Origin of the sequence: Moritella sp. 28 (genome assembly GCF_018219435.1) — a bacterium.
In the GTDB taxonomy this organism is placed as follows: domain Bacteria; phylum Pseudomonadota; class Gammaproteobacteria; order Enterobacterales; family Moritellaceae; genus Moritella.
The window spans coordinates 4,448,832-4,461,967 of record NZ_CP056121.1 but is presented as its reverse complement, the minus strand read 5'-3'; the positions used below and the strand labels follow the sequence as shown (position 1 = coordinate 4,461,967).

Annotated in this window: 14 protein-coding genes; 7 read left to right on the top strand and 7 right to left on the bottom strand. The window is 39.7% G+C overall.

The annotated features are described in order from the left end of the window. Positions 1-8: 8 nt before the first annotated feature. Entirely contained in the window at positions 9-1,730 is a 1,722-nt protein-coding gene (locus HWV02_RS19810; protein WP_211677484.1) for a proline--tRNA ligase, read from the bottom strand. 173 nt (positions 1,731-1,903) lie between these two features. On the opposite strand from HWV02_RS19810, the gene HWV02_RS19805 reads away from it, so the two are divergent. Then, positions 1,904-2,518, top strand: coding sequence for a hypothetical protein (locus tag HWV02_RS19805; RefSeq protein WP_211677483.1), 615 nt, complete (start codon positions 1,904-1,906; stop codon positions 2,516-2,518). A gap of 37 nt (positions 2,519-2,555) precedes the next feature. Here HWV02_RS19805 and HWV02_RS19800 read toward each other — a convergent pair whose 3' ends face one another. From HWV02_RS19800 to rcsF, 3 genes are read right to left on the bottom strand one after another with little or no spacing between them, the layout of a single operon-like run. Next, positions 2,556-3,194 (bottom strand): DapH/DapD/GlmU-related protein, encoded by a 639-nt coding sequence (locus HWV02_RS19800; RefSeq protein ID WP_211673092.1) that lies wholly within the window; start codon positions 3,192-3,194, stop codon positions 2,556-2,558. Next, positions 3,187-3,960, bottom strand: a complete 774-nt coding sequence (gene tsaA, locus HWV02_RS19795; protein ID WP_211673091.1) for a tRNA (N6-threonylcarbamoyladenosine(37)-N6)-methyltransferase TrmO — start codon at positions 3,958-3,960, stop codon at positions 3,187-3,189. Before tsaA ends, HWV02_RS19800 begins: the two co-directional genes overlap by 8 nt. Before the next feature lie 2 nt (positions 3,961-3,962). Beyond that, the gene (gene rcsF / locus HWV02_RS19790; RefSeq protein WP_211673090.1) at positions 3,963-4,349 is read right to left on the bottom strand and encodes an Rcs stress response system protein RcsF; all 387 of its coding nucleotides are present in this window, start codon (positions 4,347-4,349) and stop codon (positions 3,963-3,965) included. A gap of 207 nt (positions 4,350-4,556) precedes the next feature. Here rcsF and HWV02_RS19785 point away from each other — a divergent pair, with 207 nt between their 5' ends. After that, positions 4,557-5,360 (top strand): transporter substrate-binding domain-containing protein, encoded by an 804-nt coding sequence (locus HWV02_RS19785; protein ID WP_211673089.1) that lies wholly within the window; start codon positions 4,557-4,559, stop codon positions 5,358-5,360. Between the two features lie 67 nt (positions 5,361-5,427). Here HWV02_RS19785 and HWV02_RS19780 read toward each other — a convergent pair whose 3' ends face one another. Then, a complete protein-coding gene (locus HWV02_RS19780) occupies positions 5,428-5,889 on the bottom strand; it encodes a hypothetical protein (protein ID WP_211677482.1) in 462 nt (153 codons plus the stop codon). Positions 5,890-6,103: 214 nt separating this feature from the next. On the opposite strand from HWV02_RS19780, the gene HWV02_RS19775 reads away from it, so the two are divergent. Continuing rightward, complete coding sequence (locus tag HWV02_RS19775; RefSeq protein ID WP_211673087.1) at positions 6,104-6,454, top strand: RidA family protein; 351 nt, start codon at positions 6,104-6,106, stop codon at positions 6,452-6,454. Positions 6,455-6,715: 261 nt separating this feature from the next. Here HWV02_RS19775 and HWV02_RS19770 read toward each other — a convergent pair whose 3' ends face one another. Then, positions 6,716-7,144: a lipopolysaccharide assembly protein LapB gene (locus HWV02_RS19770; RefSeq protein ID WP_211677481.1), complete on the bottom strand. Its 429-nt coding sequence runs from the start codon at positions 7,142-7,144 to the stop codon at positions 6,716-6,718. Between the two features lie 159 nt (positions 7,145-7,303). Between HWV02_RS19770 and HWV02_RS19765 the strand changes: the two genes are divergently transcribed. The 4 genes from HWV02_RS19765 to HWV02_RS19750 all read left to right on the top strand — a co-directional run bounded on the left by HWV02_RS19765 (position 7,304) and on the right by HWV02_RS19750 (position 10,602). Beyond that, on the top strand, positions 7,304-8,698 hold the full coding sequence (locus tag HWV02_RS19765) for a PhoH family protein (RefSeq protein WP_211677480.1): 1,395 nt from the start codon (positions 7,304-7,306) through the stop codon (positions 8,696-8,698). Between the two features lie 275 nt (positions 8,699-8,973). Then, positions 8,974-9,357, top strand: a complete 384-nt coding sequence (locus HWV02_RS19760) for a type II secretion system protein (RefSeq protein ID WP_211677479.1) — start codon at positions 8,974-8,976, stop codon at positions 9,355-9,357. Between the two features lie 41 nt (positions 9,358-9,398). After that, positions 9,399-9,659, top strand: a complete 261-nt coding sequence (locus HWV02_RS19755) for a hypothetical protein (protein WP_211677478.1) — start codon at positions 9,399-9,401, stop codon at positions 9,657-9,659. 505 nt (positions 9,660-10,164) lie between these two features. Then, positions 10,165-10,602, top strand: a complete 438-nt coding sequence (locus HWV02_RS19750) for an Rrf2 family transcriptional regulator (protein ID WP_211673082.1) — start codon at positions 10,165-10,167, stop codon at positions 10,600-10,602. Positions 10,603-10,812: 210 nt separating this feature from the next. Here HWV02_RS19750 and HWV02_RS19745 read toward each other — a convergent pair whose 3' ends face one another. Further along, a complete protein-coding gene (locus HWV02_RS19745; protein ID WP_211677477.1) occupies positions 10,813-13,083 on the bottom strand; it encodes a nitric-oxide reductase large subunit in 2,271 nt (756 codons plus the stop codon). Positions 13,084-13,136 lie beyond the last annotated feature (53 nt).

The following is a 13,136-nucleotide window of genomic DNA, read 5'->3' as shown; positions in this document are numbered from 1 at the left end:
GTATTTGTTTATGCTAGTAGGCTTTTAATGTGCTCTACGATGTCAGTCAGTGCGATTTCAGTCTTATCACCAGTCGTACGTAGTTTGTGATCAACTAGACCATTCTTCAGGCTACGATCGCCGATGATGATGTTGTGTGGGATCCCGATAAGTTCAGAATCCGCGAACATAACACCTGGACGCTCTTTACGATCATCAAATAGTACTTCGATACCAGCGGCTTGAAGCTCAGCGTAGATTTTCTCTGCTGCTTCTTTCACGTCTGCTGATTTGTGCATGTTCATTGGGATGATAGATACTTTGTATGGTGCGATTGACTCGTTCCAGATAATACCGTTTTCATCGTGGTTCTGTTCGATTGCTGAAGCAACGATACGAGAAACACCAACACCATAACAACCCATTGTCATCGTTTGCTGCTTACCTTGCATATTCAGTACGCCAGCACCCATAGATTCAGCGTATTGAGTACCAAGTTGGAAGATATGACCTACTTCGATACCACGTTTAATTGACAGTGTACCTTTACCACATGGGCTCGCTTCACCTTCAACCACGTTACGTATATCTGCAACTGTGTATTCTGCAATATCACGGTCCCAGTTAGCGCCAGTGATGTGCTGACCATTAACGTTAGCACCACAAACAAAGTCTGCTAGGTGTGCAGCTGAACGATCAACAACAACAGGACAGTTCAGACCTTTAGGACCGATAGAACCTGCATCGCAGTTTGCTGCTGCTTGGATTTGAGCTTCGTTAGCAAATGTTAACGGGGACGCAACGCCAGCAATTTTTTCTGCTTTCACTTCGTTTAGTTCATGGTCGCCACGTAGAACAAGTGCGATAACGCCTTGTGCTGCGCCTTCTTCTGCTTCAGCAGCAACAAGCAGTGTTTTTACTGTTTGTGTTGCGTCAACGCTTAAGAATTTACAAACGTCTTCGATGCTGTGTGCATCTGGTGTATCAACAACGGTTAATTCTTGCGTTGCTGCAGGACGTTCGCCAGCAGGTGCTAGTGCTTCTGCTTTTTCGATGTTTGCTGCGTAATCGCTGCCGTCAGAGAATACGATATCGTCTTCGCCGCTTTCTGCAAGTACGTGGAATTCGTGAGATACAGCACCACCAATTGAACCTGTATCAGCAAGTACAGGACGGTACTCTAGGCCAATACGTTCGAAGATATTGCAATATGCTTGATGCATTTTGTTGTACGTATCGTTTAGACATTCATCTGATAAATGGAAAGAATATGCATCTTTCATCAGGAATTCACGCGAGCGCATCACACCGAAACGAGGACGAACTTCATCACGGAATTTAGTTTGGATTTGGTAAAGCGTCAACGGCAGTTGTTTGTAGCTGTTGATTTCTTTACGCGCGATGTCAGTGATCACTTCTTCGTGCGTTGGACCTAAAACAAAAGGACGGTTGTGGCGATCGTTAATGCGTAACAATTCAGGACCAAACTTATCGATACGGCCTGTTTCTTGCCATAAATCTGCTGGTTGAACCATTGGCATTAGAGTTTCAACAGCACCTGCTTTGTCCATCTCTTCACGTACGATGTTTTCTACTTTGCGTAAAACTCGTAAGCCTGTCGGTAACCAAGTGTATAGACCTGATGCAAGACGACGAACCATACCTGCACGAAGCATTAGCTGGTGACTAATTACTTCTGCGTCATTTGGAGTTTCTTTCAAAGTTGAAAGCAAGTAATTGCTGCTGCGCATAACGTTCCTTTATTTACTAATAAAATCGATATAAGAGAGCGATTTTAACAGGGCGACGCCTGAGTAAACAGTAAAAGTTCGTGATTAGTTTTATTTATTTTTGACTGGTGTCCTTTTATTCGTTTCTCGTAGGCCATATACTGGCTGCCAAAATTGGATTTATGCTACTTAAAATGAAAAAAACACTGAGATTAGCTGCACTTATAATAGTCGGCAGCGTATTGTTTGGTTGCTCGTCACAACCTCGTAATCCGGAAAATATTTGCGATATCTTTATTGAAAAATACGATTGGTATAAAGCGGCCATCGACAGTAAAGAAAAATGGGGCGTGCCTGTGCATGTGCCAATGGCTATGATGTATCAAGAAAGCTCATTTAAGCATAATGCCCAGCCGCCAATGCAGTATTGGTGGATTATTCCGACAGGACGCGCGAGTTCTGCCTATGGTTATGCCCAAGCAAAAACGATGACCTGGGGTGATTACGTTAAGGAAACAGGAAATAGCTGGTCAAGCCGTTCTGATTTTCATGACGCCATGGATTTTATGGGGTGGTTTATTAATAAATCTCAAAAAATCAATGGGGTATCTAAATGGGATGCCGAGAAGCAATACTTGAATTACCACGAAGGTTGGGGCGGTTATAAGCGTAAAACCTATAACCAAAAACCGTGGTTGAAGAAAGTGGCGAAGAAAGTAAACCAGCGTTCGTTGAAATATGCGGGTCAGTATCGCACCTGTAAAGAAGATTTAGATTCGAACTGGTTATGGCGTCTGTTCTTCTTATAAGCCTGTTGAAATTAACAATATAGGAAAATTCAGACCGTCACGCGGTCTGAATTTGTTTTAGCAGACTGTCTTTTTTATCCCGTCTGTCGCCAATTTGACGCGCGGGATTTCCAGCCATTATTGCCCATTGTGGTACATCCTTCGTTACCACACTTTGCATCCCAATCACTGCATTATCCGCAATCGTCACGCCATCGACAATTCCTACGTTAGCCCCAATCCAAACGTCTTTACCTATAATCACGCCTTGGGAGGTTGAGGCTTGCTGCCAAATAACTTGGTCAGGATGCATACCGTGATTAGAGGCATAGATACGGCAGTTATTGGCAATGCGGGTATCATCACCAATGATAATGCCATTTTTCCCCCCGTCTAATGAGCAGCTGTGATTGATCGCAACATTATTCCCCAGTGTCATTGGCCCGTGAATAAAACTCGCAGCAGCGAAGAAACAGTTATCGCCCATGGTGATCTTACGGCCGGGTTCTGCAAACATATGACAATCGGGGGCAATAAAGCAATTGTCACCAAATTCCACGGTTTCGACCGACATGACATAAGTTTGTAGGTCGGCTTGCCACGTTTTCGCCCAGCTTAATGCTTTGGGTTTTAGTTTGTAATATAAACCCGGCATCCACGCTAAGCGACGCTTGTGCTGAGCAATATAATCAATCATTTGTACTTTCCGGCTCAGTTTCTTTTGTAGGTGTAGTGACTGTCGCAAGCGTTGTTATTGTGTCAGTTTTAATTACCGAAAATACAGTCGTGATATTATCTTCTACTGTCCAGCGTACATTAAAGTCATACAACTTTACTCCGTATTCTTGGCGTGTTGTCTTATTCTTTTTATAAGCAGGACGTGGATCTTGAGCTAATACCTGTGCGATAAAGGTCTGTAATTCGGGATGCTTTTTTCTCTGTGCTGCAATTTGATTCAAGGCTTCGTCTGTAAACGTGACAGGCATATCTGCAATGGGGGCGTCAGTTGCGTAACCCGCTTGAGCATCAGGTAAACTGTCAGCATAAGGCACATAAGGTTTGATGTCTAAAATCGGCGTACCATCGACCAAGTCAATGCCTGATAAATTCAAAATGCACTGATTATTTTTAATTGTAATACTATCAAGTTTCGCTACCGACAGGCCTAACGGGTTAGGGCGAAATGTTGAACGGGTGGCAAAAACACCCAAGCGTTCATTACCGCCTAAACGGGGTGGACGTACTGTCGGACTCCAGCCTTTACCCATGGTTTCATGGAAAGCAAATATCAGCCATACATGACTAAACTGCTCAAGCCCACGTAAGGCATCTGCTTCATCAAATGGTGGGCTTAAAATGAGCTGTGCTTTAGCCGCGGAAACCAAACCTGGTTGACGCGGCACGGCAAATTTTTCTTTATATGGGGTATGGATAATCCCAACGGTTTCGAGTTCTAGTTTCATTATCAACTGTCGTCATTACTGCGGTTTAAAGGACTTACATTGATAGCATCGCCATAGCACACATAACTGCTAAGGCAGGCTTTAGATGCGGGAGGGGCGATACATGAACGAATAATAATACCATTAGCATTAAGCGCAGCAGCTTTACGTTTGGCGGCAATTTTAGCTTGCTGCTCTTCTGCTGGAGGAAGGTTCGTGGCGGTTTGGCAACTTTCGCCTTCCACTAAACCCAGTTGTTCAACCTGATAATTTTGTAGTGCGCCAGCAGTGTAATATTCGACACCTGAAATAGAGAAGTATTCGGTGAAGTTATCTTTATCTAAATTTGTTTGTAACGGATACTTACTACAGCCGCTCAGTAGTACTGTGAGTAATATTAAATATTTCATGGCATTTTAATCGAGTGATATTTGGGTTTAATTATAATTCTATCACTGGCTTAAAGACATTTATTTTTAGGGTGTTTACGCATGTTATCTAATTTATCGCAATTAAAATGAGCGATGAACGTGAATAATTGTGGTTATTTACTAGATAGCTAGACGATTATAGTCTTAACTTATATTGGATAAACGCCATATGAGGTAAGCAAGACGATGACAAAAACGAGCTGTATTATCGCTGTATTATGTTCACTAAGTTTAGCCAGTATTAGCCTTTATGCCCATGCGGGTATTGATAAAATACGTCTTACTGCAGAGGAACGTACCTATCTCTCTGCTCGCGCGCCGATAAAGTTGTGTATCGATCCTAACTGGATGCCTTACGAAGCATGGGACCCTAAACTGGGTTACATTGGTATTGCTGCTGATTATATAGCTGTGTTCTCGGCGATGTTAGATGTCGAATTTCAAGTTCGAGAAACAGAGACCTGGCAACAAAGTTTAGACGTTACTCGTAGTGGGGGGTGTGATGTATTGTCTTTTCTCAATCAAACACCAAGGCGCTCACAATGGCTAATTTTTACAGCTCCCTATGTTGAAGCGGTTGCAGCATTAGCGACTAAAAAAAATGTGCATGGTATCCGTAACTTAAAATCATTACGCGGTAAAACAGTGGCCGTGGTAGAAGGTTATGTGTATGAAGAATACCTACGTAACAACTACCCTCGAGTTATTGTGAGTCGTGTCGATAGCACAGATGAAGCACTGAGAAGAACGGCCAGTGGTGAGATAGTTGCAACGATTGAATCACTTTTTGTGTTGCGTTACAAAATTGCCAAACTTGGGCTTAAAAATTTAACCGTATCAGGTCGAACTAAATACGTGAACCGTTATCGCTTCGGAGTGCGTAAAGATCAAGCCATGTTACGTAAAATATTAGATAAGGCGATCATGCAAATTGAGCCAAAAGTCGAAAATAAAATTTTACGTAAATGGAGTTTGGCCATTAAGCAATAAACAAACCTGATCAAGTCGTTACACTACCGCCATTTGATCAGGTCGACTTATATCTCGGCGTTGGTTTTTATTTTTGTTCTTTGGTAAACCAGAACGAATCCATTCGAGAAATGAATTTTTTGTTAGTTTTATCCTTGGCTAATAAACCTGCCCATAGTTGCTGTAGTTCATCATTATAAGTACCAATTGAATGCCCACCATAAAGATTTTCGAACGCTACTGTTAAGGGTCTTATACCCTTAGGATCATCCTTGTCATTAAGGCCTTCAAAGCAGAATAAATTATTATTATTTTCATAGTCATCCACATTTTCAGTACCCATCGTATTATATTGTACTGAAAATACCTTACTGTCTGTACTACTGATTGTCGATGGCGTTATTTTCATAAAAATGAAGGTCTGGTTGTTACCCATCGGAGCCTTCCATTCCCCAATCAAATCATCACAGGTAAACGCTGTGGCAGCGATAGCATTCGGTACTAAGGCTGACAATAAAATAGTGGCACAAATTCGTTTTGTTATGTTCAATTTCCATTATCCTTAATAGTGTTTATTCACGATCGCATGTTAAAATGTAGCTGATTAGATGTCAATAATGTTGTTTTTAGGCAGGGTTGTTACAGAGATTTAACTAAGTACCATCTATACACATGAAATGTATTTAGGTGGAAAAATTTACTATACAAGTTAAAATGTAGCCATTAGTCCGACCTTGGACATATTTGATTGAGAGATAGGTAGCATGATAGAGAGAATAGAAACAAAGCAAAGAATGAGCCGTATTGTAAAGCACAACGGTACTATCTACTTATGTGGCCAAGTATGCGCAGATGCAACGTATGGAATCAAAGAGCAAACTGAAACCATGTTAGCAAAAGTAACGGATTTATTAGCCCAAGCGGGCAGTGATAAAGAACACATGCTATCAGCAACGATTTATATCAAAGAGATGACTGACTTTGCTGAAATGAATGCAGTTTGGGATGCATGGGTACCTGCGGGTCATGCACCTGCACGAGCATGTGTACAAGCGAGTATGGCACGTGAGGCGTTATTAGTTGAAATTTCAGTGGTGGCAGCTGAGATCGTATAAGCGATAGTGCGGTATGTAATAGAGCAGGGATGTATTGATTGCCATCAGTATTAACTGCTTTTTTATTTATTATATTTAACGAGCCCTACCTTTATAGTTGTTATTCACGTCATTTTATCCTCTAATTTAAGCGTAAGAATAGCGACTCCTGCGTTATTAGGCTTACCGTTTATTTTAGATTAGGTACTTGTTTGTTCGATGTTTTGGTCAGAATAATAACCACCCACTATAATAGTAAAAGAGGGTGGTAGAATTATTGTTTTATTTAGCTTTGGCAAAGGCTAAATATTTTGGATCATCATCACCAAAGATTTCTTCACCTTCAGCTTCAAATGCTTTTTCTAGTTGCTCTTTCGCTGGCCCCATGTTGCCAAGTTCAAAGTGTGCTTGACCTAAACGTAGGTGTAAATAAGGATTTACCGCACCTTCAGGGCATAACATAGCAAAACCCGTTGCTTCTTCTAATGACGGCCAATCGCCTAACATGAAGTGTGCATCACCTAGTGCTGTTAGGATCCATGTTGATACATTCCAGTGGATCTTAGGTTCAGGAACAAGATCATAAGCTTGCATAAAGGTATCGATCGCAGTTTTGTATTCTTCAGCTTCGAGCTGCTCTTCACCTTTTTCACAAATGATTTCGATTTTTTTAAATAGCTTAGGGTCAAGTGCTGTCTTGGTTGCTGTCATCTTATTTCCGTAATAAAAGCCTGATAGGGTCATCAGAGGTATGTATTTTGTAAGTATATCGTATTGCAGCACAGATATTGTAAAAAAATGGCTAAAAATGAAATCAACAAGGTCGACGGCTAAGCGCTAAGGGTTAGTCGAACTAAAAGAGGTGTTTTTATGGAAAGTACCAATAACAAAGTTTTCATTCTCGATACCAACGTGTTGTTACATGCACCTTTATCTATCTTCACCTTTCAAGAGCACGATGTCATGATCCCCATGACTGTTTTAGAAGAGCTCGATAATATCAAAGATAGAAAAAGGGATGTCAGTCGGGATGCACGAGTCGCTATTCGTGCATTGGAGGATATTTTTTCAAACGCCACCCCTGAAGAAATCAGTCAAGGTGTGCCATTGCAAAAAATAGAAAGTAAAAATAAATTGGGCAAGATCTCTATTTTTGCTGATCATAGCGTGATGAAGCAAGATGTTTTCTTTACTGAAAATGAACCCGATAATCGAATTATCAATGCCGCGTTGTTCCTGCAAAACCAATCTGATCGCGAAATTGTACTGGTCACCAAAGACATTAATATGCGCTTGAAAGCGAAGGGCGCAGGGCTTAATCGGGTAGAGGATTACCGTTCTGATCAATTGATTGAGGACATTAAATTTTTAGCGACCGGCTTTCATAAATTCGCTGGCGATTTTTGGCAAGAGATAAACGAATGCCACAGTGAAAGCATGAAAAGTGAAACGATGGGTTCAAAGACCATTCATACTGTCGAAACGGAATTGCTTAAAGATACTTTTATTAACCAATACCTGATTGATGAAACGGATCACTTTGCCGCCCGTGTTGTCGGAAAGGACAAGGGAGAAATTAGTTTTGTTGATTTAGGCCGTGAACGTCTGATGTCAAAAAAAGCTTGGGGTATACATCCTAAGAATATTTATCAAGGCATGGCGCTGGAAGCTTTACTTAATCCGCATATTGATTTGGTCATTCTGACCGGACCCGCTGGGAGTGGTAAGACTATTTTGGCGATGGCTGCTGCGTTAGAGCAAGTCGTTGAGCGAAAAATGTATGACAAGGTGATTGTTACACGTAACACGCCAGAAATTGCGGAAAGCATCGGTTTCTTACCTGGAACGGAAGAAGAAAAAATGTTGCCTTGGTTGGCCGCGATCACGGATACCTTAGAAGTTTTGCATAAACACGATGAATGTAAAGATGGCTCAGTTGAATACATTAAGCAGAAAGCGAACTTACAGTTCAAGTCAGTAAACTTTATGCGTGGTCGTTCGATTCAAAATGCGTTTGTATTATTAGATGAGTGTCAAAACCTCACTGCTGCGCAGCTTAAGACCATTATTACGCGTTGTGGCGAGGGCACTAAAATTGTGTGTTCGGGTAATTTATCGCAAATTGATAGTAGTTACTTGACCGCTGTAACCTCGGGTCTTACTTATATCGTGGAACGCTTTAAAGATTTTGACGGCAGTGCCAATGTGTTCTTAAAAGGAGTGCAACGTAGCCGTTTAGCTTCTTTTGCTGAGCATAATATGTAATTAATCATTAGATTTTAATGATACCGATAACGGGCTTTCAAGCCCGTTTTTTTGTGATTATTTTAAACTTTAGAATGCAAAATAAAAATTGTAGCACTACAGTTACTATGTATGAAACTAGTTATATATCAATGGTTATGCTTTGTTGTTTTGTAGCTATACTCTTAGTTGTTGGCGTAATATTTATCTCAATATTGTAATTGGCTGTGAGCTTTTGCTGTCCACATTTATCAGCAAAAATAATAGTAGACTCATGATCATGGATGGCCTAAAACATGAAAAAACAAGCTGGAGTTACGTTAGTTGAATTAAGTGCAGTTGTCGTTATATCAGGGATATTGGGTGCGATGGCTGTACCTCGATTTATTGATCTTACCGATGCCGCACTAGATGTCAGTGTGATTAATATTGCCCGTAGTATTGAAAGTGCAAATACGTTTAATTACGCTGCCAAAATGATCTCTAAATCGGGAGTATCTACAGGAGAGGCCGTGCACATTGATAATTGTGATGATGCTGGAAGTCTACTCAGTGGTTCATCATTACCTTTAGGTTACACTGTTACGCCAATGAGCATCGCTGAGAGTACCACTGCGACTTGCATCTTAACCCATACGGATTCAGCTAAAAGTACGACTTTTATTATGCAAGGATACTAAGTATGAACCAGAAATTTTTTATATAGGATCAGGAGCACACTATGCGTTTAAAATATGGTTTATTCACCTTGCTAGTATTAAGTATTACAGCCTGTAGTAAATCTGATTCAGAGTCACCGCTTATCGGCGGCGATCGTGACGAATATGGTTGCTTGCCTTCCGCGGGTTATATGTGGTGTGAACGAACTCAACGCTGTGAGCGTTCGTGGGAGCTTGCTGATGCAGCAGGCATTCCTCATACTGAAGCTGAAGTTATGGCCTATTGTAATATGAGTAATGCTGATGCAATTACTCATGAATAAGACCTAAAGATGCATTTGACATGTATCTTTAGGTGGTGTAAATTAATATTTACTTTATCTGATTGTTTTCAGATGATTTTTATAAAATAAAGTCATAGCAATTAATTGGTGAATATTATGGTTAAACAGCACTCTAAGCAATCTTATCAACTGCTTAAAAATATAAGTAATTTAGTACTTTTTTTTACACTCGCAGGTGTCGTTATATCCATATTAATTTCATATCCTTACTCTGAATATTTTCAACTATCAATACAAATAGCCTCACATATTTTAACTATAGTTTTAGCCGCCATATTCAAAATCGCTTGTATTTTAAGAATGATTGCACTTCAAGGTATTAATAAATTTGAATGTATATCATGATGTAGTAGCTAAGAATTAAGAGTCTGATGTATGTATAAATAGAGTGTAAAGCTAGGCTGGAATAGAGTAATGAGTACTTGCATATATTAAAATATACAAATAAAATATATTTTATAGTACGTCTATTTAGAATTAAAATATGCAGTTAAACAGATACACTGATTATGGACTAAGGCTTTTAACTTACTTGGCGGTATTGCCTGACGGTCAGAAAGTGAGTATTGATGAGATAAGTAAAATATATGATTTATCAAGGAATCATATTAATAAAATTGTGCACCAATTAGGTAAAGAAGGAATCATAGAAACTAAGCGTGGTAAAGGTGGTGGTTTTTATTTATCTCGTACTCCAGAATCATTAAATCTTGCAGACATTGTAATATTACTTGAATCATCAATGGAGATCATTAATTGTACTTCACCTAGCTGCCGGATTTCTCCAGTTTGTAATCTAAATTCAATCTTATCTGAAGCAACTACAGCATTTATTGATAGCTTAAAGCAGTATACCTTAGCTGACCTTATTAAAGACAATAGACAACAATTAATCCAAGTACTAGAAATTGGATCATTCTAATTTAACTTGGTTATTATCGATACCATGTAACAAAGGTTTCTAGAGCTTTAACCACTAATACCTCCTAATTATTTCAAGTGGTAATTCAATAATGCGATCATATTTTTAGTATAAATATGATCGCATTGGTAGTAATCAGATTGGTTTATAACTTACTCATTTTTAATAACAGGCATTTAGCTTATTCTTTTAGTCTAAATGCCAATTTAGTTAAGAAACGACAGATGGAGAGCGTTTAGTACTATTTTTTATTTCCCCTATTATTAATCGAGCAAAGAACGCAGCTAAGAACAGCCCTCCCATACCGAATAAAATATCACCGGGTACACGTAACCAAACAAACATTTCCACTAATTCACTGTGAATTATTTCTGAGGATCTTGCATACCAATAACTATGCTCTACAGAAGCAATAAATTGTATTATGCCTACAGGGAGCAGGGACATGAATACCATGCCTGCCAAACCTATATTTAAAGACCAGAAACACCACTTAAGTAATTTATCATCCCATACTGAGAATTGACTTGTCACACCACGTAAGCAAGTTAACATTAAACCAATGCCTAGCATTCCATATACACCCATGAATGCTGCATGAGCATGAGTTGCCGTTGTATTTAAACCTTGAATATAATAAAGCGCTATCGGTGGATTGATAAGAAAACCAAGTACGCCTGCGCCAACCAAATTCCAAAATGCTGTTGCAACAAAGAACATAAATGCCCACTTATAACGAACCATCCAGCTTGTCGCTTTACGCATTCTATAAGTTTCAATAGCTTCAAAACCAATTAACGCGAGTGGTACAACCTCTAGTGCTGAAAACATTGCGCCCCATGCAACAACAGATGTTGGGGTACCTGTGAAATACACGTGGTGAAGCGTTCCAAGTATACCACCAGTGAGGAATACAACGGTAGCAAACAACACAGCACTATTAGCTGATTGAGCTCGAATAAGTCCTAAACGTACAAACACTAATGCAATTACTGATGTTGCAAATGTTTCGAAGAATCCCTCAACCCATAAATGAACTACCCACCAACGCCAGTATTCAGCAATCGCTAAATTAGTATGTTTACCTTGTAAGAATCCAACACCGTAAAATAATCCAATCGCTATACAGGATGCATAGAGAACCCAAATAACAGATTTCATTTCACTCTCTTTGGTGAGGGCTGGCTTAATTGCAGCCGTCACCAATGTTAGCCAAATTAATAAACCTGAAAACAGTAAGATTTGCCAGATACGACCAAGATCTATATATTCTTGTCCTTGGTGTCCTACCCAGTAACTTAAGTCAAGATCAAAGTATTGTTGAATCGCAAACCATTCTCCAGCCATAGAGCCAAGAACAACAATAACTAAAGCTACCCAGAGTATATTCACGCCTAGTTTTTGATATTTAGGTTCATGCCCAGATAAAGCTGGCGCAATATATAGTCCAGTACCTAACCAAGCCGTAGCAATCCAAAATACTGCAAGCTGAGTATGCCACGTACGAGTTAGTGAATATGGTAAAATCTCCGCTAGTGGGTAACCATAAAAAGTCTGCCCTTCAACTGCATAATGCGCAGTAATACCACCTAATAAAATCTGTAGGAGAAATAACCCGACAGCGGTTGCAAAATACTTGATTAAAGCTTTTTGCGAAGGTGTCGCTTTAACATCAAATAAGGGATCTTTAGTGGATACATTTGGCAGTGGATGCTCTTTAAGACTTGCATGATACCAAGCAAGTGCGCCTACTGCAGCAATGAGCAGAACCATACTTAATATTGACCAAAAAATATTATCTGAGGTCGGAGTATTACCAATCACTGGGTCGTGTGGCCAGTTATTCGTATAGGTATAATTCTCACCCGGGCGTTCCGTCACTGCCGCCCATGCACCCCAGAAGAAGAATGCAGATAATTTTCGACGATGTTCAGCTGATGAAATTGTATTTTCTTTCATCGCGTAATCTTCACGAATCGGCTGAAAATCTGGATTATCACCAAATAAATTTGAATAGTAATTCTGCAGCGTACTAATTACTTCAGCACGACGTGTTGAGATTACTAATATATTGTTATTAGCATCAAAGCGATTAGATCGCATATCCTCACGTAGAAGAATTTCTAATGTAGCTTGTTGATAACTAGCTAACTGTTCAAATTGAACGGAGAATTGTTCTATTGCTGCTTTATCAAGCCAAAGTGTTGATTCTCGATGAAGCCAATCTGCAGTCCAGTCTGGCGCAACGTATGAACCATGACCCCAAATAGAGCCTAATTGATGTCCACCCATAGAACGCCAAACAAGTTGACCATTCTGGATGTCTTCTTTGGTAAAGATCACCTCACCTGTTGACGTTACAACTTTTTCGGGGATTGGTGGGGCTTCACGATAAATCTCACTTCCTAAGCTCAAAAGTATACTGAATGATGTTATACATACAATAATAAGAGCAATTAGGGAGAATTTTTGTTTAGTCATTTTAACTCCTCAATAATTAATTAACAATCCTATTAATCAATTTCCATGCCAAA

What these genes read in the sequence shown, in the direction of transcription:
- HWV02_RS19785 (WP_211673089.1), top strand. Translation starts at nt 4,557, where the DNA reads ATGACAAAAACGAGCTGTATTATCGCTGTATTATGTTCACTAAGTTTA.
- HWV02_RS19755 (WP_211677478.1), top strand. Translation starts at nt 9,399, where the DNA reads ATGCGTTTAAAATATGGTTTATTCACCTTGCTAGTATTAAGTATTACA.
- HWV02_RS19805 (WP_211677483.1), top strand. Translation starts at nt 1,904, where the DNA reads ATGAAAAAAACACTGAGATTAGCTGCACTTATAATAGTCGGCAGCGTA.
- HWV02_RS19765 (WP_211677480.1), top strand. Translation starts at nt 7,304, where the DNA reads ATGGAAAGTACCAATAACAAAGTTTTCATTCTCGATACCAACGTGTTG.
- HWV02_RS19800 (WP_211673092.1), bottom strand. Translation starts at nt 3,194, where the DNA reads ATGATTGATTATATTGCTCAGCACAAGCGTCGCTTAGCGTGGATGCCG.
- HWV02_RS19750 (WP_211673082.1), top strand. Translation starts at nt 10,165, where the DNA reads ATGCAGTTAAACAGATACACTGATTATGGACTAAGGCTTTTAACTTAC.
- HWV02_RS19770 (WP_211677481.1), bottom strand. Translation starts at nt 7,144, where the DNA reads ATGACAGCAACCAAGACAGCACTTGACCCTAAGCTATTTAAAAAAATC.
- tsaA (WP_211673091.1), bottom strand. Translation starts at nt 3,960, where the DNA reads ATGAAACTAGAACTCGAAACCGTTGGGATTATCCATACCCCATATAAA.
- rcsF (WP_211673090.1), bottom strand. Translation starts at nt 4,349, where the DNA reads ATGAAATATTTAATATTACTCACAGTACTACTGAGCGGCTGTAGTAAG.
- HWV02_RS19810 (WP_211677484.1), bottom strand. Translation starts at nt 1,730, where the DNA reads ATGCGCAGCAGCAATTACTTGCTTTCAACTTTGAAAGAAACTCCAAAT.
- HWV02_RS19760 (WP_211677479.1), top strand. Translation starts at nt 8,974, where the DNA reads ATGAAAAAACAAGCTGGAGTTACGTTAGTTGAATTAAGTGCAGTTGTC.
- HWV02_RS19775 (WP_211673087.1), top strand. Translation starts at nt 6,104, where the DNA reads ATGATAGAGAGAATAGAAACAAAGCAAAGAATGAGCCGTATTGTAAAG.
- HWV02_RS19745 (WP_211677477.1), bottom strand. Translation starts at nt 13,083, where the DNA reads ATGACTAAACAAAAATTCTCCCTAATTGCTCTTATTATTGTATGTATA.